This is a genomic window from Sanguibacter antarcticus (assembly GCF_002564005.1).
Taxonomy (GTDB): Bacteria; Actinomycetota; Actinomycetes; order Actinomycetales; family Cellulomonadaceae; genus Sanguibacter; species Sanguibacter antarcticus.
The window spans coordinates 2,784,575-2,804,914 of the sequence record NZ_PDJG01000001.1; the positions used below are offsets into that span (position 1 = coordinate 2,784,575).

Here is a 20,340-nt window from a genome sequence, read left to right on the forward strand (position 1 = left end):
ACCGCGATCGGCTACTTTCTAGGAACTCCTTACGGAAACACGGATCCTCAGTTCATCATTGTCCTTTCGGGCATCCTTGGGGCTCTGGTTGTGGTGTTGGGGTCAGCGATTTATTGTAAGAGTTTTGGTGCAGAAGGCCGAGAGAAGGCGGATCACGATGAGCGATAGTGCGAGTTGGCAGCGCGTCATAGCTCTCTTGATAAATAGCGAGAAGCGGGCCATGTACGCTCAGGCGGTTCACAGAGACAGCACGGGAGATCCGATCACCTACCGAGACCTCTCGAAACGGGATCGAAGTTCCGTTCGAAGCCTGGAAGCATGCGGCCTCCTCATTGTTGAGGATTCTGGACTAGTCGTAGATGGTTCGGACTCTTTGCGCGAGCTTCTCGAGACACAGCCTCCGAACAGCGGCCTGTCGGTGACCCGTTTCTTTGAGAACGGTCGTCTTCAACGCACACCGAGCAGGTTGTCGGACCATCGATCGGCTATCGAGCACCTAGCCGACATATGTCTTCAGCGCGGCGAGAGAATCAGCGAGCGGGAGCTGATGGAGCGACTATCAGAACACGCTCTGGATCCCGTAGGACGGCGTAGAGAGATGGTCGAGTTCGGGTTCGTCAAGCGGACCAAGGATGGATCCTTGTACTGGCGTGCATGAAGAACCGATGCCTCTCCTCCGTGGTCCTGGTGACGTGAGCCCGGCGCGATCGGGAGAGCGAGATCTGTTGGTGTGCTGCACGCTTGGCGGGCATCTCAGAACATGGCACATCCGTGCCGACGTGCTCACCGAGGGCACGGGGCTCAGCCCTCGGCTTCTGCAACCGCACCGAGCACGTGGCCAGGCACCTTCTCGAGACCGGCTGATCTAGACCGCTCCTACACCCTCATCTGCGATGAGCCGAGAATCTCCTTTTTCAGCGGTCCTTGAGAGTAGCGAGGGTGTCCTGGCGTGGGAGGAGCTGGGCTGCGGCGGCGAGGCTGGTGGCGACGCACGTACCGATGGTCAGGCTGCGGGCGACGACGAGGAGGGAGGCTCTGGTCGCTGTGTCGGTGAGCGCGAGCCCTGCGAGGGAGAGGGACCATGCGCCGAGGAGCGCGACGGCCAACAGCGTCGCCCATTCGGTCCCACGGAGAAGTATCAGGGTGGTGCGCTCGGCACCGAGGGTCGTGTAGAGGCTGTCCTCTGCTCGTCGGAACCACGAGACGAGGAGCCACAGGAGTCCTGCGACAGCACCCCCGAGGTAGGGGCCGAGCGCGGTCGTGCGTTCGTCGAGCTCCGTGGAGAAGTCTCGGGAGAACTGTCCTGAGACGAGGCGGTCGAGGACGACGACGGGCGTCCCGTCGTCGTCCGGGGTGAGCAGAGCCGGGAGGACTGCGCGCACGGCGTCCGCGGTCGCGGGGGTCGTCCGGACGAAGCAGCGCTCGACGGTCCCGGCGGCGGCCTGCGGGACAGCGATCGAGTAGGCGTACTCGTCGCCGAGGACGTCGAGCGGTGTGACGGCGGCGATCTCCAGCGGTGCCAGAGGGAGGTCCTGCTCGCGTCCTCCCGCTCCGCCCGGCGCCTGCCCGCTCCCGAGCAGCACCGGGCTGGCGGGCAGAAGCTGCAGCACGTCACCGGAACCGGTGTCGTCGCGGGCGTCCGGGGTCACCACGGCTCCGCCACCGTCGATACCGAGGAACCTGTGGATGCCACCGGTCACGAGGACGACGGCGACTCCAGCGTCCGGGGCGGCCACGGTCGCGTAGGTCCCGGGCAGCCTGCGTGCGCCGAACGCTGCGTCGATGCCGTCGACGGTGTTGAGCGACTCGCACTGCGAGGCGGAGAATCCCTCGTCGCGCGTGGCGATGAGGAGGTCCCCTCCGGCGGCCCGCCACCTGGTCTCGTCGTCGACGATCCGGGCGACGGCGCTTGCGTCGAGGGTTGCCGGGACAGCGAGAGCGAGCATGAGACCGAGCACGATGCTGATCGTGACGAGGCCGCCCGAGGCGACGCTGCGCAGGCCTTCGCCGACGGCGACGCGCCGGTCCCAGTCTTTCATGCGGGCACCAGGTGGCCGTCGTCGATGCGCAGGACGATCTCGCACGAGCGGGCGACCTCCTCGTCGTGGGTCACCACGACGAGGCAGCTGTCCCGGGAGGCCTCGAGCAGCGTTCGGGTGACGTCCCGCGAGGTGGAGCGGTCGAGCTGGCCGGTGGGTTCGTCGGCGAGGACGAACGGGTGGCGGCCCACGAGTGCCCGAGCGATGACGACGCGTTGGAGCTCACCACCGGAGAGGGAGCGGGCGATGCGGTCTTCGAGGCCGCCGAGCCCGACGCGTGGGAGCGCCTCGCGGGCGAGGTCGAGCGCGTCGGGCCACGAGGTGCCGTCGTGCAGGGCGCCGAGCGCGGCGTTGTCGAGGGCGGTGCGCCGCGGCAGGACGTTCACGGTCTGCAGCACGTACCCGACGTGCTCGTCGGGGGGCGACCGTCGCCCGTCGTCATCCTCGACCGTGACCGTCCCGCCCGTGGGTCGCACAAGACCGCCGCACAGCCCTAGCAGGGTCGTCTTGCCGGATCCCGACGGGCCGGTGATCGCGACGCTCTGCCCTGGTCGCAGCTCGAGGTCCACGCCGTCGAGGACCCGACGGTCTCCATAGACGCGGGTGAGCGCCTCGGCTATGAGGCGCACGTGAGGCGGCGGATCTCGCCGGGGTTGGCCAGGACCGTGGTGGCCGCGGTGTCGAGGGGAAGGTCCACCGTGCCGGAACGCCCACCGATCGGCTCGACGGCTACGGGGTCCGCCGTGGCATCGGGATAGACGCAGGTGCGCCCCTCGGCGTCGGTGACGACCGCGGTGGCGGGGACGGTGAGGACCTCGGTCCCCTCGAGCTGCACCACCTGGCCGGCCCCCACCTCGGGACCGATCTGCTGGACCAGGTCGGCGACGTGCTCAGGGTCGGTAACCGCACCCGTCGCCGGGTCGTACGGAATGACCACCGACCCGGCACGGAGCTCGAACGCACCAAGGGTCCCGTCCGGGAGGGCAGGCATGTCGACGAGCACCGACGCAGGTTCGGCAGCAGCCGAGACCAGCGGCGCCCCGGGAATGATCGTCTCGCCCGCCTGGGCCTCGATGCTGTCCACGACGAGCGACCGGGGCCCCACCCACACCACCGACGCCCGGGCGAACGTCGTGCCGGACCTGCCGTGCGCCTCGTTCCACGCCCTGACCGCCTCCACCACGGAAGGCCCCGCCTGCCCGTCGACCGGGCCGTCGAAGGTCCCGGTAGACAGGAGGAACTCCTGGAGGCGCGCGACGTCCGGCCCGGCATCCCCCGGCGCGAGGTCACGGTGCAGCGGTGCAGCGGCCACCATGGCGACGAGCGGCACGTCTGCGACCGTCGCGACGGTCTCCCCCGTCTCGACGACGTCACCCGGCTTCACATCCACCGACGTCAGGACACCACCGGTCTCTGCCCGAGCAACGAGCCCCTGCGTCGACACGACAGTCAACCCGGCGACGAGACGCTCCACCTGCTCACTGCTCTCGACCGGCACGACCACGGCCTCGGGGGCGGCGTCCGACGCGAGCGGGCTCGAGGAGGTGCGCTCGACGACGACGATCCCGCTCGCACACAGGGCCAGCACCCCGGACACAGCGACGGCACCGACCAGACCGTCCATCTTTTGACGCTCCACGCATCACCCTCCACAAGAAATACTCAGTAGTTGTTGGCACTCCAGACAGGATTGCACCGGTGACGCACCGCCATGCAGGAACACTGGCTGCTCCCGGCCTCACATACGGTTGCATGGTCCGCGCTCACAATCGCGAACGTACTGCATCCAGCAGCAGCAGGCGCAGGCGCAGGAGCGACAAGCACTCCGGATGCCATGAACAATGCGGTCGGCCCGAGCAGGACGAATCGACGTGAGCACACCTTGCTCATACCTTCTGCTTTGCTTTACGTGTACCCAGCTTCAACGAGGCAATTTACCCCACCCTCGACCATGAGATCGGTCGATTTTATCTCATATTCAACCCTCGATGCATCGCGTTCGACATCGACCGAATTGCCATCCAGGCATTCCCACACCGCTTCTCGATACGGTTCGAAATTTGCATCGACCGCCTCTTGGACAACGGGGGTCTCCTGGTAGAGGGATTCCACGAACATGGAGTGGGTCAGGATGCACTCCTTGGATATTGCATCCGTCTCCGCTTCGGTGCGGCCGGCGGACCCAGCGCCGTAGCTATACTGTATTTCGGGGAACCCTCTAGTGTTAGAAACCTGATCGTTTACTACTTCTATACCCGCGGAACGCAGGCATTCAACTGTCTTCAAGACTGCCTTCTCGTAGTCTGAGAACGAGACAGTCTCGCTTCGGAGCACTTCTAACTGCTCTTCGGACGCGTTTGCTTGTTCTGCGGCAGACACGGTCCCGGCTACCTTGTCGTCCCAGGTCCTCGCATTTACGCTATTTTCCGAACTCTCTGAGCAGGCCGCTACACATAGGGACAGGACTAGGATTGCTCCCGAGCAGCGTATTCTTCTCACGCCACCACGCCCCCGTTTCGAAACGAATGTCAACAGAAATTTCAGGTGTCCGTTGAGTGTAACCGGTTCCACTACAGCCGTGCCAGTTGGGCGGTGTCAAGGCGTCGAATCACCGAGGATTTTCTCGGAGGATTCACGTGGATCCAGGAAGCCCAGGACGGCGCACTGTCGTTCGTTGACCTCGTCAGCGATGGCGGTCAGGTAAGGCTGGTGGTCGGTGATCTGAGTTCCCTTGGGTAGGTACTCACGGATCAGTTCGTCGGTCCTCTCGTTGGTGGGCCACCAACTCACACCGCACCATCCTGGCGTCCGCCGCCAAGCACCAGCGCATCCGGCCCCACCCCCAAGCACAACGGCAAGGTCGAGCGCTACAACCGCACCGTCGCCGAAGAACTCCTCTGCGCCCGCGAATGGACCTCCGAAGCTCAACGCACCGCAGCGATCACCATCTGGAACATCCACTACAACTTCCATCGACCCCACACTGCAACCGGGAACCAACCCCCAGACTCACGCCTCTCTGCACGTGTCACCAACGTCGTGACACAGAACAGCCAGGCGCGACTGAGTTCCATCAGTGCTCCTTCACCCCGCGGATCGTCTCACCATCGAGCCGTTGGAAGGCCTCCTCGGGGACTACCGCCGGCACACTCATCTCGCTCGTGGGTTCATCCTTCCAGGGCACCCCACAAGCCGTGGGGCGCCGACGCCATCTTGTGGATGGCGCGCTCCATCCACAAGGCCGACGCCTGAGGGCACCCCGGCTCAGCACCGCTGCGCATCGTGCGGAGCTGCTGGTCGTTTGCTGCTGGACACCGTTCCACCCGCTACCGAACGCGTCAGTAGGCCTTGCCCCGCTCCCGCCATGCGGGTCTCTAGCGCTACGGATGTATCGATCAGGAGATACGAAAGTAGAGCACCCCTACGCCGACCGCATCAGCGAGCACTACTCTCGTATCGCCCAGTTGATACAATCAACGCATGACGACCACCCTTGTGCTAGCGAAGGTCTCTCAGCTTGCCGCTGGGCAATGGGGGCTGCTCACCACCGCGCAAGCAGAGCGCGAAGGGGTGACTCGACTGCACCTGACTCGCCTTGCTGGCGCGGATATCCTCGAACGCGTCGACCGCGGCGTGTACGCGACCACGTCTTCACCGATCGAGCACCGCACGCTACGTGCCGCATGGCTTGCGCTCGACCCCAGTCACACCGCCGAAGAGCGACTGGCTGACCCGATCGCCAGCGGTGTCGTCTCGCACACCTCTGCGGCAGGGCTGCACCGACTCGGTGACCTGCTCGACGACCGACCGGAGATCACCCTTCCCCACCGAAAGCAGACACGGCGCGGCATCCGCCTGCATCGCCTTACCCTGACCGACAGTGATGTCACGTTCGTTGACGGGCTCCCTACCACCACCGTGGAGCGCACTGTCGCTGACCTTCTGTGTGATGGCCACGACCCTGAGCACATCGCGCAGATCATCGGCCAAGGTGTACGCCGTGGAGTGATCAACGTGACCGACCTCGCCGTTCACCTCGAGCCGTCCGCGCGCCGGTACGGGCAAGCGGACGGACCTGCGCTCGTCGAGCACCTTCTGGACCTCGTGGGACTTAGCCCCACAGCCCTCGTTCGTGACCTCGCCAACAGCGGCGCCGGCAGAGAGCTCGTCGCAGCTGGCCACTACGCGGGCGCGGCTAGCGCCATCACGGCCATCAGCGATGCCCTCAGCACTCTCATGCCAGGCATGCTGGGCCAGGACAAGACGTCAACGAATTCCCTCGCGGGCGTCCTCGAGGGCTTCAAGACGATCCAGGCGCAGATGGCGATGTCGGTGGCGCTTCCACAGTTCGCGTCCATGAACACAGCTGGGTTCCGCGTTGCCACAGCAGCGTGGGAACCGTCAGTGACGGTCGCGCAGCATGCTGCTTCCGACGTTGGCACTCGATCGACGGCTCAAGCAGTTGCTGCTGTCATGCACAGCGATGAGCCTGAGGGCGACGAGTGACAAGCGCCGGCGAGTATCGCTCCGGCGTCGCAGTATGGGCGGCAGTGACGTCGCGCGCGAAGGCGACCGCGAAGGAGACCGGAGTGGATTCGGCCGCGCTGATGCGACGTTTCGTGTTCGGACGGTTCCTCGCTCGTGTCTTCCACGACCCGGCTGCACCGTGGGTGCTCAAGGGGGTACCGCGATTCTCGCTCGCGTGCACGACGCCAGAACCACCAAAGATGTTGACCTGCTGGGACAGCTCAGCAATCTCGATGCCGCGGTGGACGCACTCCGCACATCCACCGCTCTTGATCTCAGTGACCACTTTCGGTTTGTAGTCACGAAGGTCGATCGCACCCTCGGAGGCGAAAATCAGCCCGGCGTGAACGGGTGCCGAGTGAACATCGACGCTTACTGCGGCACAGCGCAGAAGGGCTCTTTCGGAGTCGACCTGGTCACTGGATCCCTGATGACCGGTGCCCCCGAGCTACTCACCGACCCAGTGCTAGATCTGCGCGGGATCAATGCGCCCACGATGCGCCTGTACTCGGTAGTCGATCACATCGCTGACAAGCTGTGCGCCACACAGTCGACGTACGGCGCCGCCGGTGACCAACCGTCCAGTCGGGTGCGTGACCTTGTAGACCTCGTGGTGCTCGCTAGCGCTCAGGACATTGACGGTTCAGCTCTGATCGCTGCCATCCGGGGTGAGTGGATGCACCGTGGCCTGCCCGGCGTCCCAGTGTTTGCGCCGCCGCAATCGTGGGAGCGGCTGTACACGCCACTGGCGAAGAAGGTGCCAGCGTGTGCCCACGCCACGTCGTTCGAAGCCGCCGTTGCCCATATCGGCGCGTTTCTAGGCCCAGTGCTCGACGGGGACGCGACGAGTCGCCTCTGGTCTGCGGGCGACCACGTCTGGCAGTAGCCCAGTGAGCTCCGACATCGCAGTGCTACCCCGGGAGTTGCTCGATGGCCCCCGAGATCGGGCCGACCAGAGCACCGCCGAGCGCACCGCCGACCTAGATATGTAGAGTTAGGGATATGAGTCGTTCGTTGCGTCGGACGCCGGCGATGGTCGATGTCCTGGGTTGTCTGCTCGGTGCTGGTGAGGCTGTCTGGGGTCTCAGCATCTCCGCCGCGACCGGACGTCCCACCGGGACCGTCTATCCGCTGCTGGTTCGCCTTGAGCAGGCCTCCGTCGTGACGTCGGACTGGGAGCCTGCCAATGATCGGCCTGGGCCCCGTCGCCGCTTCTATGCGCTGACGCCAGCTGGCTGCGACTGGGCCAGCGGCGTGTGCGCCGCCAGGCAACCAGCTCGCAGCAGTCGGCCAGCGCTGCGGGTGGTGGTGGCGTGAGCCGGGCCGCACGTCGCTTGAGCCGGGCGATCAGGACAACGCCGTCGAGGGATCGTGATCGGTACGCCAGGGAGTGGCGCGGCGACATGGATGGCGCGATAGAGCTCGGTCTGTCCCCAGCAGAGGTGGCTCGGGGTGCACGTCGCGTCGCATGGCGCCTGCGAGTGCAGTCCTGGGAACGGGCCTTGTCCGGCGCGGAAGGCGGACGCAGGGCGGCGTTCGCCTGGGCTGGCGTTCTAGCCTCGCTGCCCGTCCTCTTCATGGTCGGCGGAGTTCTCGCCCCGCTCGTCGTCCCCGCCGCGCTCCTCGTGGCGCTCCTGGTGACGCGTCACGGTCCATCTCGGGCGGGCCGCGTCGTGATGCTGAGCGCAGCGGTCCTGTGGCTGGCGTGCACAGTCCTTTTCTGGTGGCTCTGGGGCGTGGGATTCGACGCTGCCGACGCGGGCCAGCCTCCTCCTGCCGTCATGGGGTGGTACGGGCCATCGTTCTGGGTGGGCCTCGGCGCCTTCGTCACCTTCTGGATCGCCTTCGTCGTCAGAGTCGTCCAGGTCGCCTCAACACGCGGAACCGTCCACAGCAGGTCCTAGGTCGTCCTCGGTCTCAGCCCGACCACCCGCCCCGCGCCATAGCCAGGAAGCGCCCAAGCAGGGTCGAGGACCGCGACAGAACGACCTATCGGACGTCAGCCAAGACCAGAGCGTCGAGGGCACGCGCCCGCCAGCGTTGACCGGACCGGACACCCATCGGCCTGCCACGGCGCGTGAGCTCCTCGGCCAGCACCGCACCAGACACCGACGGGTCGGCGCGCACCATCTCGATCGCCAGGTCGAGGATCGAGGGCACGTCTGCCGACAGATCCTCAGAACCACCGACACCCACGACCGCGAAACTCTCGTCGGCACGATCGTCGTGGCGATCGACCGCTGTGTCGCCGTCGCGATCGACGACGACGTCGGCATCGATGTGACCGATGTCAACGCCGTCACCGCCATCACCGCCGTCACCGCCATCACCAGCCAGGTCAGCCGGTGTCACCGCCGGCGCCTCGACCGTCGTGTCGTAGCGGTCGATCTGGGTGGTGACCGACGCCGGCGGCGCCGACGCGGCCGCGACCAGGGACCTGCCACCGCCGACACTCAGCTCGAGCCGCGGCACGACCGGCTCGTGCGACGGGTCCGGACATCCCGGCAGCCCCGCCACCCGCGTGGCGTCCGGCAGACGATCGACCTCGCCGACCGCGGCCAGCACAGCACCGAGCGTCGCCACCGGCGGTGCCACCCGCAACGCCCGCAGGTGCGCACGGTCCAGCCGTCGCCGGGCACGACGCCCCCGCGCCGTCGCCGACAGACCTGAGCCCTCCAGCCGTCGCACCACCAAGGCTGCACGCGCCACCCCCAGCAGGCGCCGGTCACGACGCACCTCCACCAGCGTCCGCTCCGCCTGCTCGGCACGAGCAGCCTGCAGCACCCGCTCCCACAACCACGCTGCCACCAACGGCGCGACGAACCGCACCGCCGCCGCCAGCACCGACCCTGGCTCCACCAACCACGTCGTGGAACCGTCCGCCCTCGTCACGACGAGCTCGTGGACCCCCGCCAGCAGCCCCGACGTCCCCGACACCACCCACACCGCGACCGCGTCAGCGCCACCCGGACGACCCGCCAGCGCCGCAGCACGCGCCAGCAACGCCGACGACACGAGCGCCAGCTCGAGGAACGACGCCAGCGCGACCGCCGCCAGCACAGGAAAACCCAGCACGTCGATGGCGAGGAACGTCATCCCCTGCGCCGCGAGAACCGTCGGCACCACAGCGCCCACCGCAGCGACAGCCGTCGCCTGCCGGCGCGCACGCTCAGCAGGCCCTATCGAGACCTTGTCGCTCATCGCCGCACCCCGCAGGGCTGCGCGTCCACGGCGTGCAGAGGCACACGGGCCGGACGAGCGCGAGAGACATCAGAAAGGTCCATGGACAAGGGAATCCTCCAGTACATCGGTGGGTTCTCTGCCCGACAGCGCGGGCGCACCGTCGGGCACTGTGACGCGTGCCGGGTGCAGGGTCGAGTGGAGGCTCGGTGATGACGGTCCGACCGTAGTCGAGGTGGCGTCGTGGCGGAAGGGCTCACGGGCCTGGTCAGCCGGTCGGATCGGGTTCGTCGCGTCGTGCAGGCCCGGGGGCCGTCTCGGCCATGCGCTTGCTGAGGAACCGGCGCTCGACCTCCGACGGTGCAAGCTCCCGGGCCCGCCAGTACTCGCGGTGCGCCTCGGTTCGTCTGCCCAGGCGCCGCAAGAGGTCACCTTTCGCCGCAGGGAGCAGGTGGTAGCCGTCGAGGGACCGTTCCCGCTCCAGCCGATCGATGAGCTCCAGGCCATCCTCTGGTCCGTGCGACATCGCGACGGCGACAGCACGGTTGAGCTCGACGACCGGGGACGGGGCGATCTGTCCGAGGCGGCCATAGAGCGCGGCCACCGTGGCGAAGTCCGTGCTGCCCGCGTCCGGGGCGGACATGTGGCAGGCGGCGATGGCAGCCTGGACGCAGTAGCTGCCGGGCTGTGAGCGGTACGCGACTGCCAGCCGCTCGGCGGTCGCCAGGAGTGCCATCCCTTCCGCTGTCGCAGCTGCGTCCCACGAGCCGCGGTCCTGGTCTTCCAGCGTCACCAGGTCCCCCGCGGCGTCCGTCCGCGCCCCTCGCCGCGCATCGTGGAGCACCATGAGCGCGAGGAGACCGATGGCCTCCGGCTGCTCAGGAGAACCGTCGAGCAGTGCGCTCAGCAGCCGGGCGAGGCGGATCGCTTCCTCGACGAGGGGTTCGCGGACCAGCGTGCTGGCCCCCGTCGCCGAATAGCCTTCGTTGAACAGGAGATAGAGGACGGACAGGATGCCGGCAGTGCGCTCCGAGATGAGCTCCGGCGGCGGCACGCGGTAGGGAATCCCTGCGTTCCGGATCTTGGCACGAGCCCGGACGAGCCGTTTCGACATGGTCGCTTCTGAGACGAGGAACGCGCGGGCGATCTCACCGGTGGTGAGGCCAGCGACCGTGCGCAGCGTCAGAGCCACCTGGGCCTCGAGCGGGAGGGCCGGGTGGCAACAGGTGTAGACGAGCCGCAGCCTGTCGTCCACAGCAGGATCGGTGCGGGGCTCGTCCGGCGCCTCGTCGAGCTCGACGAGCGCTGCCAGCTGACGCACCGCCCTCGTCTCGCGGGCAGCACTGCGCAGACGATCGATCGCCCGGTTCTTCGCGACGGTGGTCAGCCAGGCCCCGGTGCTGCGAGGGACGCCCCGGACCGGCCAGACGACCAGAGCCCGCGCGAACGCGTCCTGGACGCAGTCCTCCGCAAGGCTCCAGTCGCCCGTGACCCGGATGAGGGTGGCCATGATGCGCGCGGTCTCCGTTGCGGAGGCCGTCGCGACGGCAGCCTGCACCTGCGTCATCGGCTCCGTCACCACGACCCCCTCCCCGGATGTCGGCCGATCGCCTACTCGCCGGTCGCCTGCTCGTCGGTCGCCTGCTCGTCGGTCGCCTGCTCGCCGGTCGCCTGCTCGCCGGTCACCGGCTCGTCGAACGGCCACACCGGTCTGATCTCGATCTTGCCGAAGCGCGCCATGGGGTGCTTCGACGCCATCTCGATGGCCTCGTCGAGATCGGTGCAGTCGAGGATGTCGTAGCCCGCGATCCATTCTTTCGTCTCGGCGAACGGTCCGTCAGAGACCACCACCTCGCCGGCACGGACCGTGACGGTGGTCGCGTCCTCCACAGGGCGCAGCCTGTTGCCGTGGCGGGCGACGCCCCGGGCTCTCGTCTCGGCTACCCACTCCCCGATGTTGTCCTCAGCGGCGACGTACGCCGGTGCTGACGGATCCGTGCAGATGAAGAGCATGTATTCCACGATGACTCCTTCGTGTTGGTCGGTACACCAGCACGACGTCCGGGATGCCGCCAGGAGGACACGTCCCGAGATCTCGTGTCCCTGAAGAGACAGCACCGGCCGTCGCCCCGCGAGGGACGACGGCCGGTGCAGTCGTGTGCGTCCGTGCTATCCGAGCTATCCGAGCACTGCGTCCGAGGAGAAGATCAGACCGAGCGTGATCGTCCCGCTCTTGAGCGCTTCCTTCGTCAGCGGGCCGCCCGCGTCGAGGGACGTGAACTCCGCGACGTCGAGACCGTAGGTGTCCTGGAGGCCCAGCTGGCAGAACGGGCGCTCGGGGCACTCCGGCGGTCCGCCGAGGACGATCCCGCCGCAGTTCTCGGCAAGGTCCGTGAGGGTCGTGAGGTCGTGCTCGGTCGCGAACGCTTCCGTCACCGCGAAGGCGTTCTGGTCCTGCGCGTCCGCCGGCTCGCCGACGACGAGGCCCACGCCCTCGGCGAGGGTCGTCAGCTCCGTCATCGTGGCGTCGAGGTCAGGGGTGGCCACGGACTCCGCGCCCTCGCCGTTCACCTTGACGTTGAGGAACTCGGTGAGCGTGCTCACGTACTCCGGCAGCACGGTGACGGACCCGGACTCGAGGTCCGTGAGGTAGAGCTCGCGGTTGCCGACGTCCTGCGTCGAGGCGTCGTACCCGGCAGAGTTGAGCACCTCGGCGTAGAGGTTCGCGAGCGTCGCGCCCTCGGAGAAGTTCGGCGAGCCGACGACCACCGAGCGTCCCTCGCCGACCTGCTCGGTCGCAGCGAGTCCCTGCTCCTCGACGAAGGCCTGCGCGGCCTGCGCGGACGTCTGCCGGTCGATGTCGACCGCCTTGTTCAGCGCGACGAGGCCGTCGGTGTCGAGCACCGCGGACACCGTGTTGAGGAGCGTGACGAGCTCCGGGTCGTCAGCGGCAGCAGCCCCGTTGACGGCCGGCACGATGTTGTCAGGGTTCTGCAGGTTCTGGTCGTCGACGAGCGCGACGAGCGCGTCTCCGGGCACGGCCTCGCACACGGCGAGGTCGGACGCGGTGGTCGACGTCGCGGTCCCGGACCCGCTGTCGGAGGAACCTGGCGAGCCGCACGCCGCCAGGAGGACGACGACGCCCATCGCCGCGGCGAGCCTCGCCGTCGGTGCGGACGTGAAGGTAGACCTGTGCATCGTGCTCTCCTCAGAGGGTGGGACGTTTCCTCGACCATTTGATCCCGCCGAGCGGCGCGAGGCAACCGGTCAGGTGGACTCGCGGCGCGCTGCGGCCGTGACACGCATCTGGGGAGGCGTCACGAGCCGCTGGCCAGCGGCAAGAACACCTTCGACGAGCAGGCACAGGACGGCGACGAGAAATCCCCCGGCGATGACCTGCCCATAGCGTTGTGTGCCGAAGCCCTCGACGACGATGCGTCCCAGCCCGCCGCCGCCCACGAGCGCCGCGAGCGGGATCGTCGCGACGACCTGCACGGTCGCGCTGCGCAGGCCGGTCGCGATGAGCGGCATCGCCAGCGGGAGCTCGACACCGAGCAGCACGCGCCGCCCCGAGAGGCCCATGCCGCGGGCGGCGTCCCGGACGTCCGCGTCGACCTCGACGATACCCGCGTACGCGTTGGCGAGGATGACCGGGAGCGCGAAGATCGCCGCAGCGAGCACGGTCGGGCGGTTGCCGAAACCGAGCCCTGTCGTGGCAAAGATCGTCAGGAGCGCGAAGGTCGGCAGCGCACGGGACACGTTGGCGATCACCACGGTCGTCGCGCCCGCACCGGGCCCTGCGCTGCGCCGTGCCCGGCCCGAGTGCGTGGTTCCCGGTGCGTGCGCCCCGTGCCCGAGGAGCACGCCGAGCGGCAGAGCGACGAGCGTCGCGAGCAGCACAGCGACGACCGTCATCGCGAGGTGCTCCCCCGCGAGAGAGAAGACACCCGAGGGCCCCGTCCAGTTGAGCGGGTCGTTGAGCCACAGGAACGCGCTGCGCAGGTCGTTCACCGTGCCGCCTTGGTCCGCGCCCACGGGGTCACGAGGCGTCCGACCAGCGAGACGACGAGGTCGAACGCGAGGCCGAGGAGAAGACAGAGGATCGTCGCGGTCATGATCTGCGCGCGGTACCCGCTGGCGAAGCCCCGGAACATGAGCTGGCCGAGGCCGCCGTACCCGATGACGACACCGACCGTCATGAGCGCCACCGTGCTCACCGACGCGAGCCGCACACCGGTGATGACGCTCGGCAGGGCGTTCGGCAGCTCGACCGTGAGGAGCAGCCGCCACCGACCGTAGCCGAGCCCCCGGGCAGCGTCACGGACGTCCGGATCCACCCCGCGCAGCCCCACGAGCGTGTTGCGCACCACGAGCAGGAGCGCGTAGAGGACCAGGCCGACGAGGACCGTCGTGCGGCGGTCGCGCAAGAACGGGTAGACGACCGCGAAGAGCGCGAGCGACGGGATCGTGTAGAGCACGCCCGTCGTGCCGAGGACGAGGCCGGACAGCCGCGGCCACGTGTGCGCGAGCGCCGCCAGCGGCACCGCGACGAGCAGCGCGATGACTACAGCCTGCGCCGAGAGCGACGTGTGCTGGCCGAGATACCGGAGGATCTCCGGTGCGTTGTCCTGGACGTACGACCAGGACAACCACGGGTTGGCAGGCGCGTCGGAAGTCACCACAGCGAGGCTACCTGTGCGAGCGCCAGCCCGCGCCGCGAGCCGGGCGGGACGGTAGTGTCGCGCGCATGGCTGCCAAGGATCTTTCCGCGACGCCCGACGACGTCCTCATCCGTTTCCGGGGTGTGCGCAAAGAGTTTGCGAGCGGCACCGTGGCCGTCGAGGGCCTCGACCTGGACGTGCGCCGGCACGAGCTCCTCGCCCTCGTCGGGCCGTCAGGGTGCGGAAAGTCGACCACGCTGCGGATGGTCAACCGTCTCGTCGAGCCGACCGCCGGTCAGATTCTTCTCGACGGCGACGACATCGGAGCCGGCGACCCGGTCGCCCTGCGTCGGTGCATCGGGTACGTCATCCAGCACGTCGGCCTCTTTCCGCACCGGACGGTCGCGCAGAACGTCGCGACGGTCCCCCGGCTCCTGCGCTGGGACCGGAAGCGGACCACCGACCGCGTGGACCAGCTCCTCGACCTCGTGGGGCTCGACCCGGCGACGTACGCGCGCCGATACCCGCACGAGCTCTCTGGCGGAGAGCGACAGCGCGTCGGCGTCGCCCGGGCGCTGGCCACGGACCCTCCCGTGCTGCTCATGGACGAGCCGTTCGGTGCGGTCGACCCGGTCGGACGCCGTCGCCTGCAGATCGAGTTCCGCCGGATCCAGGAGGATCTCGGGACGACGGTCATGCTCGTGACGCACGACATCGACGAGGCCGTACAGCTCGCTGACCGGGTGGCCGTCTTCAGCAAGGGGGGCGTCCTCGAGCAGATCGACGACCCCGTGCGGCTGCTCGCCCAGCCGGCGAACGACACCGTCGCCGAGTTCGTCGGGCAAGGACGAGCGCTGCGTCTGCTCGGGCTCGGCACCGTCGACCGTGCAGACCTCTCCCCCGCCGGAGCGGTCGCGTCGGGGGCGACGATCCCGCTCGGCACCCGCCTCGACGACGCGTTCTCCGCCCTGGCGTCCTCGTCGAAGGACTCTCTCGACGTCGTCGACGACGGTCAGGTGGTCGGCCAGCTCTCCGCGTCCGCGCTCGTCGACTCTCTGCAGCGCCTCACGGAGAGCGGGCGAGACTAGCTCTCCAGCATGAAAATTTCCTCACTTTTGACTGCTTTACTGCATTTCGAGGTTGACGCCGCTGTTCTCCTCGAGACCGCACTGTTGATGGAGGTTTCATGCTTGTTCGTCCACGCACCGCCAGCCATCCAGGAGCTGCCCTGCTCCTGGTCATGACGCTCGTGCTCGCGGGGCTGTTCGCTGCCGTGCCTGCCCGCGCGGCGGAGTCGTCCGACTCTCTGCCCTTCACGATCACGAACGACTCTGGGCTGTCGAGCGACACGTCCGTCTATGTCATCGCCCGCGACCAGGCGACGGGCACACAGGGATGGGTCGACGCGACCGGCACCTGGCACGCCTTCGACTTCCCGACCAGCATCCCTGCTGGCACGCCGCCGCCCGCAGCCCCTGACACCTCCTTCGCCGGCCCTGGCGACGGAGAGAGCATGACCGTGTACCTCGGTCCGGGCCTCGTCGGAGGCCGCCTCTACGTCACCTTCGGCGCGCCCCTCTACCTCGCGCTCACCACCGACGGCCTCGTCGAGCCGGCCGGATGGCTGCCTGGCGACCCCAACCACGGCGTCATGTACGACTGGGTCGAGTTCGCTCGAGACGGCTCGCGCCTCTTCATCAACACGACGATGGTCGACATGTTCAGCGTCCCGCTCTCCGTCAAGGTGGCGAACGCCGACGGGAGCACGGAGACCCAGGGCAAGATGGTCGCCGGCGGCCGCGACCAGGTCTTCGCCGACCTCGCATCAGACCCCGTCACCGCCGGCCTCGTGCAGAACAACCCCGACGGCACCCCGCTGCGTGCGGTCGCACCGTCCCACGGCATCTACCAGGAGCTCACGAGCGAGACCTACTTCGACGACTACATCGCCGACGCATGGTCGTACTACGCCTCGAACGACCTGACGGTCGACACCGCGCTCGGCGCCTTCGTCGGCCGGGTCTCTGACGGGACCCTCGTGTTCCGCGACACCGCAGGCGCCACGGTCGGCTCCTTCGCCGCCCCGACGACGGTCGACGTCTACGCGTGCCACGGTGCGCTGCAGCCGTCGGACCAGCCGAACCAGACCGCCGCTCTCGCGATCGGCGCACGCATCTGTGCGGCGTTCAACCGCGGCACGCTCTCGACCGCGACGGTTCCTGGATCAGACACCCAGTCGACGAGCGACGCCGACACGTTCTACCCGGAGGGCGGCACGTCCAACCTCTACTCTGCAGCGATGCACCGCAGCCAGGTCAACGGCAAGGCGTACGGCTTCGCCTACGACGACGTCGCCGACTTCAGCCCGAGCATCAACTCGGCAGAGCCGACGTCCGCTGAGCTCACCATCGGTTCTGTCGTCTCCTCGACAGCAGGAACGACGACCGAGCCCACCACGGACGAGACGACCGAACCGGCAACCGAGCAGGCAACCGAGCCGGCAGAACCGGCCGCTGAGCCGACCACCGAAACGGCCCCCGTCGCGACGGACGGGGCGTCACCTGTCGCTGCGCCCACGACCGAGCCGGCCGAGGCTGCAGCCACGGCGACCCCGGAAGCCACCGAGGCATCGGTCAAGGCCGGCACGCCGACTGCCCCTCGCGCCGAGCCGACCTACATGCACCGGATCCGGACGATCTGGCGCTCGATGCGCTGACAGCTTCCTCGGGGAGCTTCAGCCAGCAGGATCCGTGGGGGGCGCCGACTCGGCGTCCCCCACGCTGTCTGCATCCTCGTCGCGCAGACGCGGCTCGGTCCGACGCGACGGCGTGTGACCGGTCTTGTCCGCATAGAACGCCCGCACGAGGTCCATGTCCGCGGAGACGTCGCCGGTCGGCTTGAACGTCAGCCCCAGCCCGACCGTCCGCGTCGGGCGGTCGACGTACCCGAGGGTGATGGGCAGCCCCGTCTCCATCGCGATGCGATAGAACCCAGACTTCCAGTACTCCCCCTTGGACCGCGTGCCCTCCGGCGTCACGACGAGGTAGAACCTGTCCCCGGCCTGGACGCGCCGGACGATGTCGTCGACGATCCCTTGCGGGTTGCGACGGTCGACCGGGAACCCACCGAGCGCGCGCATGAGCGGCCCGAGCGGCCCTTCGAAGAGCGTGTGCTTGCCGAGAAACTTCGCAGCGATCCCCGCCTGAGAGGTGATCGCGAGCATGATGATGAAGTCCCAGTTGGACGTGTGCGGTGCTCCGATGAGGATCCCGCCACCCTCAGGCGGGGTCGCTGGAGAGACGTACTTCCACCGGCTCACGGCCCAGTAGGCGCGCGCGAGCGCGCGACGAACCTTCACAGCGCGCTCTCGGTGAGTCCGAGGGTCACGGGACCCGACGCGAGAGGTGGTCCTCGTACTGGCGGCGCGCCTCCGCGTAGGCGACCTCTGCCTCGTCTGTACGACCAGTCACCTGGTAGATGTCCGCGAGGCCCACCATGCAGTCGCCGACCGCACGGCGCAGGCCGAGCTCCTGGTAGGCCTCGAGAGCAGTCTTGTAGTCCGCCTCGGAGTCGTCGAACCGACCGGAGTCCTGGTTCGTCGCAGCGAGACCGACCGTGCAGTCCGCGACCTGACGGTCGAGGTCCAGCCCCCGGTAGATCTCCCGAGCCGTGGCGTAGGAGGCGGTGGCCTCGTCGAAGCGCTCGAGCTCGCGATAGACCAGACCGAGGCCGATGGTGCAGTCGGCGACCCGGTTGCGCAGCCCGTGCGCCTCGTAGTAGTTCTTCGCGGAGCCGTACGCAGACTCAGCGAGCGTGTAGCGGCCGGAGCTCGCGTAGATGCCGCCGAGGCTGATCGCGGCGCTGGCGACCTCGCGCTGGAGGCCCTGTGCGATGTAGAACTCGCGTGCTGCGACATAGGACGACTCGGCAGCCTCGAGCTGCTCGGTGCCCCAGTAGACGAGCCCGAGGTTCATCTGGCAGTCGGCCACCTGACGGTGGAGGTTGAGCGCCTGGTAGTACTCGAGAGCAGAGCGGTAGGCGAGCTCGGCCTCGTCGGCCCGCTGCGCGTCCCAGTAGAGGTCCCCGAGGTTGACCGCGCAGGTGGCGGCCTCGTGGTGGAGGTCGTGCGTCTGGAAGTACGAGCGCGCTTCGCTGAAAGCCTTCTCGGCCTCGTCGTACCGGCCCGACGACTGGTAGACGTTCCCGAGGTTCGCGGTGCAGTTCGCGACGAGCCTGTCCATGCCCTGCGCGCTGTAGAACTCTCGCGCCCGGTGGTAGGCGCTCTCGGCTTCGTCGAACCGGCCCGTGGCCCGGTAGACGACGCCGAGCTTCACCGTGCAGTCCACCGCGCGCTCTTTGAGATCGAGCGCGACGAACTCCGCCTGGGCCGCCAGCCACTCATGCTCGGCACGTGGGTGGTCACCACTGGTGAACGCCTCGATTGCACGTTGAAAAGATTCGTCGGCGGCGCGTCGTCGCACAACTCGATCAAGCGTCCGTTCCATGGCGATGACTGTACGGGAGAGTAGCCGTCATTGGTGGCACGCGCTGGGTGAGTTCAACGTTCACCTACCCCCTGGAGGCGGGTGCCGACCACGCACAGCCTCGTCTCAGCCGCGGAAGAACGCCCCTGCCGCGGCTCCGAGCGCGGCAAGATCGTCGATATGAGCCAGTTCGCGTGCAGAGTGCATCGACAGCAGCGGGACGCCCACGTCGACCGTCCGGATGCCGAGTCGTGTCGCCGTGAGCGGACCGATCGTCGAGCCGCACGGCACCGTGTTGTTCGACACGAACTCTTGGTACCCGATGCCCGCCGCCGCACACGTCCGCGCCCAGAGGGCTGCGCCGTGCGCATCGGTGGCGTAGCGCTGGTTCGCGTTGATCTTCAGCAGCGGGCCACGGCCAGCGACCGGCCGGTTGGCCGGGTCGTGCTTCTCGGGATAGTTCGGGTGGACAGAGTGGCCTGCGTCGGCCGAGAGGCACCACGACCGGGCATAGGACTGGAGCCGCTGCGCCTCGGTGGCACCGGAGGCCGCAGCCAGACGGGTGAGGATGTCGTCGAGGAAGGGACCGCTCGCGCCGGAGCGCGACGCGGAGCCGAGCTCCTCGTGGTCGAACGCGGCGAGGACGCTCACGTGGGCCGCGTCGTCGGCGTCGGCACCAGCGGTCGCGACGAGGGCGACCAGCCCGGCATAGACCGACGAGAGGTTGTCCATGCGTCCCGACGCGAACAGCGCCCTGTCGAGCCCGAACCGCGTTCCTGGCGCGGTGTCGACCGTGAGGATGTCGTACCCGGCCACGTCGTCGGCCAGGACGCCCGCGAGTGCTGCGAGGTGTCCCACGATGTCGCCGTCGCCCGGCTCCCCCACGCCGTAGACGGGGCTGGTGTGCCGCTGGCGGTCGAGCGTGAGGCCGGTGTTGGCGTCGCGGTCGAGGTGGATGGCGAGCTGGGGGATGCGCAGGAACGGGCCGGTCCGGACGAGGTGCTCGGTCCCGTCACGGGTGACGAGGCGTCCGGCGAGCTCGAGCTCGCGGTCGAGCCACGAGGTGAGGAGCGGGCCGCCGTAGATCTCGACGCCGACCTGGAGCCATCCGTGAGAGCCGGTGCTCGGCTTCGGCTTGAGCTTGAAGCCCGGTGAGTCGGTGTGCGCGCCGAGGATACGGAAGGGTGTGGTCGGCCCGGCGACCTTCGGCTGGTGCCAGGCGATGACGGCGCCGTCGCGGACGACGTACGCGGTCGTCGGGAGCGCGGTGGTCTGGGTGGGCGCTGTCCACTCGTGCTCTTCGTCCAGACGGGTGAAGCCGGCCGCGTCGAGGCGGCGGCCGACCTCGGCGGCTGCGTGATAGGAGGAGGGGCTCGCTGCGATGAAGCGTGCGAGGTCCTCGATGTACTCGTCGGTGCTCAGCATGGTGCCATCCCATCACACGCTGGC

20 protein-coding genes and 2 pseudogenes are annotated in these 20,340 nt (G+C 68.2%); 8 read left to right on the plus strand and 14 right to left on the minus strand.

Translation table 11 applies throughout. From position 1 onward, the window contains the following. Nucleotides 1-220 precede the first annotated feature (220 nt). Nucleotides 221-658, plus strand: coding sequence for a DUF2087 domain-containing protein (locus ATL42_RS16980; protein WP_425443215.1), 438 nt, complete (start codon nucleotides 221-223; stop codon nucleotides 656-658). A gap of 256 nt (nucleotides 659-914) precedes the next feature. Here the strand turns inward: ATL42_RS16980 and ATL42_RS12605 are convergent, their stop codons facing one another. From ATL42_RS12605 to ATL42_RS12620, 5 genes and pseudogenes are all read right to left on the minus strand, one after another. Beyond that, nucleotides 915-2,039 (minus strand): hypothetical protein, encoded by a 1,125-nt coding sequence (locus tag ATL42_RS12605; protein WP_098455652.1) that lies wholly within the window; start codon nucleotides 2,037-2,039, stop codon nucleotides 915-917. Continuing rightward, on the minus strand, nucleotides 2,036-2,668 hold the full coding sequence (locus tag ATL42_RS12610; RefSeq protein WP_098455653.1) for an ABC transporter ATP-binding protein: 633 nt from the start codon (nucleotides 2,666-2,668) through the stop codon (nucleotides 2,036-2,038). The genes ATL42_RS12605 and ATL42_RS12610 overlap by 4 nt, the downstream gene beginning before the upstream one ends. Next, nucleotides 2,656-3,663 (minus strand): peptidoglycan-binding domain-containing protein, encoded by a 1,008-nt coding sequence (locus ATL42_RS16860; RefSeq protein WP_098455654.1) that lies wholly within the window; start codon nucleotides 3,661-3,663, stop codon nucleotides 2,656-2,658. Before ATL42_RS16860 ends, ATL42_RS12610 begins: the two co-directional genes overlap by 13 nt. A 281-nt stretch (nucleotides 3,664-3,944) precedes the next feature. Then, on the minus strand, nucleotides 3,945-4,418 hold the full coding sequence (locus tag ATL42_RS16250) for a hypothetical protein (protein ID WP_143556761.1): 474 nt from the start codon (nucleotides 4,416-4,418) through the stop codon (nucleotides 3,945-3,947). A 216-nt stretch (nucleotides 4,419-4,634) separates the two neighbouring features. After that, nucleotides 4,635-4,814 (minus strand): annotated as a pseudogene (locus ATL42_RS12620) (IS30 family transposase); the annotation flags it as partial. Between the two features lie 38 nt (nucleotides 4,815-4,852). Between ATL42_RS12620 and ATL42_RS12625 the strand changes: the two are divergent. The 5 genes and pseudogenes from ATL42_RS12625 to ATL42_RS12645 form a co-directional block, all read left to right on the plus strand. Beyond that, a pseudogene (locus tag ATL42_RS12625) lies at nucleotides 4,853-5,081 on the plus strand (integrase core domain-containing protein); the annotation flags it as partial. A gap of 438 nt (nucleotides 5,082-5,519) precedes the next feature. Continuing rightward, nucleotides 5,520-6,545, plus strand: a complete 1,026-nt coding sequence (locus tag ATL42_RS12630; RefSeq protein ID WP_098455656.1) for a type IV toxin-antitoxin system AbiEi family antitoxin domain-containing protein — start codon at nucleotides 5,520-5,522, stop codon at nucleotides 6,543-6,545. Nucleotides 6,546-6,741: 196 nt separating this feature from the next. Beyond that, nucleotides 6,742-7,452 (plus strand): nucleotidyl transferase AbiEii/AbiGii toxin family protein, encoded by a 711-nt coding sequence (locus ATL42_RS12635; protein ID WP_245862526.1) that lies wholly within the window; start codon nucleotides 6,742-6,744, stop codon nucleotides 7,450-7,452. Between the two features lie 146 nt (nucleotides 7,453-7,598). Further along, nucleotides 7,599-7,883 (plus strand): helix-turn-helix transcriptional regulator, encoded by a 285-nt coding sequence (locus ATL42_RS12640; protein ID WP_245862778.1) that lies wholly within the window; start codon nucleotides 7,599-7,601, stop codon nucleotides 7,881-7,883. Nucleotides 7,884-7,969: 86 nt separating this feature from the next. Continuing rightward, a complete protein-coding gene (locus ATL42_RS12645; RefSeq protein ID WP_143556762.1) occupies nucleotides 7,970-8,470 on the plus strand; it encodes a hypothetical protein in 501 nt (166 codons plus the stop codon). An 85-nt stretch (nucleotides 8,471-8,555) separates the two neighbouring features. Here ATL42_RS12645 and ATL42_RS12650 read toward each other — a convergent pair whose 3' ends face one another. From ATL42_RS12650 to ATL42_RS12675, 6 genes are all read right to left on the minus strand, one after another. After that, complete coding sequence (locus tag ATL42_RS12650) at nucleotides 8,556-9,767, minus strand: hypothetical protein (RefSeq protein WP_098455659.1); 1,212 nt, start codon at nucleotides 9,765-9,767, stop codon at nucleotides 8,556-8,558. A gap of 247 nt (nucleotides 9,768-10,014) precedes the next feature. Then, nucleotides 10,015-11,328, minus strand: a complete 1,314-nt coding sequence (locus ATL42_RS12655; RefSeq protein WP_245862529.1) for an RNA polymerase sigma factor — start codon at nucleotides 11,326-11,328, stop codon at nucleotides 10,015-10,017. A gap of 29 nt (nucleotides 11,329-11,357) precedes the next feature. Then, nucleotides 11,358-11,759, minus strand: coding sequence for a YciI family protein (locus ATL42_RS12660; RefSeq protein WP_098455660.1), 402 nt, complete (start codon nucleotides 11,757-11,759; stop codon nucleotides 11,358-11,360). A 165-nt stretch (nucleotides 11,760-11,924) separates the two neighbouring features. Then, nucleotides 11,925-12,944, minus strand: a complete 1,020-nt coding sequence (locus ATL42_RS12665; protein WP_098455661.1) for a glycine betaine ABC transporter substrate-binding protein — start codon at nucleotides 12,942-12,944, stop codon at nucleotides 11,925-11,927. Between the two features lie 69 nt (nucleotides 12,945-13,013). Further along, nucleotides 13,014-13,757, minus strand: a complete 744-nt coding sequence (locus ATL42_RS12670) for an ABC transporter permease (RefSeq protein WP_098456553.1) — start codon at nucleotides 13,755-13,757, stop codon at nucleotides 13,014-13,016. Further along, nucleotides 13,754-14,428 (minus strand): ABC transporter permease, encoded by a 675-nt coding sequence (locus ATL42_RS12675; RefSeq protein ID WP_098455662.1) that lies wholly within the window; start codon nucleotides 14,426-14,428, stop codon nucleotides 13,754-13,756. The genes ATL42_RS12670 and ATL42_RS12675 overlap by 4 nt, the downstream gene beginning before the upstream one ends. Before the next feature lie 65 nt (nucleotides 14,429-14,493). On the opposite strand from ATL42_RS12675, the gene ATL42_RS12680 reads away from it, so the two are divergent. Both ATL42_RS12680 and ATL42_RS12685 read left to right on the plus strand, forming a co-directional pair. After that, complete coding sequence (locus tag ATL42_RS12680; RefSeq protein WP_098455663.1) at nucleotides 14,494-15,495, plus strand: ABC transporter ATP-binding protein; 1,002 nt, start codon at nucleotides 14,494-14,496, stop codon at nucleotides 15,493-15,495. 98 nt (nucleotides 15,496-15,593) lie between these two features. Beyond that, on the plus strand, nucleotides 15,594-17,123 hold the full coding sequence (locus ATL42_RS12685) for a glycoside hydrolase family 64 protein (protein WP_098455664.1): 1,530 nt from the start codon (nucleotides 15,594-15,596) through the stop codon (nucleotides 17,121-17,123). An 18-nt stretch (nucleotides 17,124-17,141) separates the two neighbouring features. Here ATL42_RS12685 and ATL42_RS12690 read toward each other — a convergent pair whose 3' ends face one another. The 3 genes from ATL42_RS12690 to ATL42_RS12700 form a co-directional block, all read right to left on the minus strand. Then, complete coding sequence (locus ATL42_RS12690; RefSeq protein ID WP_098455665.1) at nucleotides 17,142-17,765, minus strand: 1-acyl-sn-glycerol-3-phosphate acyltransferase; 624 nt, start codon at nucleotides 17,763-17,765, stop codon at nucleotides 17,142-17,144. Nucleotides 17,766-17,790: 25 nt separating this feature from the next. Next, nucleotides 17,791-18,912 carry a tetratricopeptide repeat protein gene (locus tag ATL42_RS12695; RefSeq protein ID WP_098455666.1) on the minus strand — a complete coding sequence of 374 codons (1,122 nt, stop codon included), beginning with the start codon at nucleotides 18,910-18,912 and terminating at the stop codon, nucleotides 17,791-17,793. Nucleotides 18,913-19,017: 105 nt separating this feature from the next. Continuing rightward, complete coding sequence (locus tag ATL42_RS12700) at nucleotides 19,018-20,316, minus strand: M18 family aminopeptidase (protein ID WP_098455667.1); 1,299 nt, start codon at nucleotides 20,314-20,316, stop codon at nucleotides 19,018-19,020. Nucleotides 20,317-20,340: the final 24 nt, after the last annotated feature.